The following is a 1,183-nucleotide window of genomic DNA, read 5'->3' as shown; positions in this document are numbered from 1 at the left end:
GGATGACCGCGCCCGCGCCCTGGCCGGCTACCCATTCGCCAAGCGCGGCATTGGAGAAGGCATCGCCGACCGTCTTGCCGAAGGTCGGTTCGTCGCCGGCCTGGCCGAGCCCCGGCCATACCGGCCAGCCGCTGGCGCCCGGCGCCAGCGGATCGCCTTGCGGGCCGTCATGGCGGATGAAGGCGACCTTGCGGCCGGATTCTCGCGCCCAGTCGATCACCGCGCGGGCGCGGGCGACGATGCCTTCGGCATCATGGATCGGCGGCTCGAAGCGGCCGTCGAACATGCCGGTCTGGAGATCGATGACAATGAGCGGGGCGAGGCTGGATTCTGGCATGGGCGCGAAGATAGCGTGAGGGTTCGGAGGGTCAAGGATGGATGCTTCACCCGAAGGCGGAGATTGGCGAAAGCGGCGGTGCCAACTGATCTCCCCCACAAGGGGGAAGATTGGCAGCTTCAGCCCTCATCCTATCCCGCCGGTCACCGCATGGGCCCCGGCGGTGCGCCCATCCGGCAGCCGCACCACGGCCGTGACGATCGAGCCGTAGGAGCCGCGCCAGACGCTGTGGATACCCTGATGCGTGGCGGCGGGCACGGACACGCGGCCGATGTAACGATTGCCGTCATGCCGCATCGCCACCGGCTCGCCGTTGACGTGAACCTTGACGTTTGCCCCATCGGCAGCGCCGGCATCCAGCGTGACGACGATCTCGTCGGTGTCGCCGGCAGGAATGGTCTCGGCGGTGAGGTTCACGGCGAATGGCGTCTCACCGGGCTGGGCCGAAGCGGCGTTGCCCTTCCCGCCCGCTAAAACATCATCCGCCAGCGCCGGCGTGCGCGGCGGGACGGTGCGGCGCTGCGTGGCGCGCTCGTAGTCGCCGGCCATCGAGAGCAGCGCCACATCGTCATAGGCCTTGCCGGCGAAGGTCAGCCCGACCGGCATGCCGATGTCGGCCATGGTGCCCATCGGCACGGTGACGGTCGGGATGCCGAGATGTCGCCACACCAGATTGCCATTGGCGACCCAGGTGCCGTTGCGCCAGGCCAGCAGCGCAGAGGCTTCGTTGACGTCGGCATCGGCCGGGCCGACATCGGCAGCGGCGGGCAGCACCACGGCGTCGAGGCTGTTGGCGTCCAGCCAGTCCTCGAAATCGACGCACCGCGTTTGCTCCAGCCCCTCGAG

General features: G+C 69.1%; 2 protein-coding genes. Both read right to left on the bottom strand.

What is annotated here, in order from left to right:
* The coding region (locus EN781_RS32875; RefSeq protein ID WP_127400742.1) for an isochorismatase family protein at positions 1-337 on the bottom strand (337 nt) is incomplete at its 3' end.
* A 126-nt stretch (positions 338-463) separates the two neighbouring features.
* A partial coding sequence (locus tag EN781_RS32870; protein ID WP_245492715.1) for an amidase family protein occupies positions 464-1,183 on the bottom strand: 720 nt, incomplete at its 5' end.

It is taken from the genome of Mesorhizobium sp. M4A.F.Ca.ET.090.04.2.1 (assembly GCF_003999085.1).
In the GTDB taxonomy this organism is placed as follows: Bacteria; Pseudomonadota; Alphaproteobacteria; order Rhizobiales; family Rhizobiaceae; genus Mesorhizobium.
Note: the sequence above shows the minus strand (reverse complement) of the source record. Positions and strands in the feature narration are given on the sequence as shown.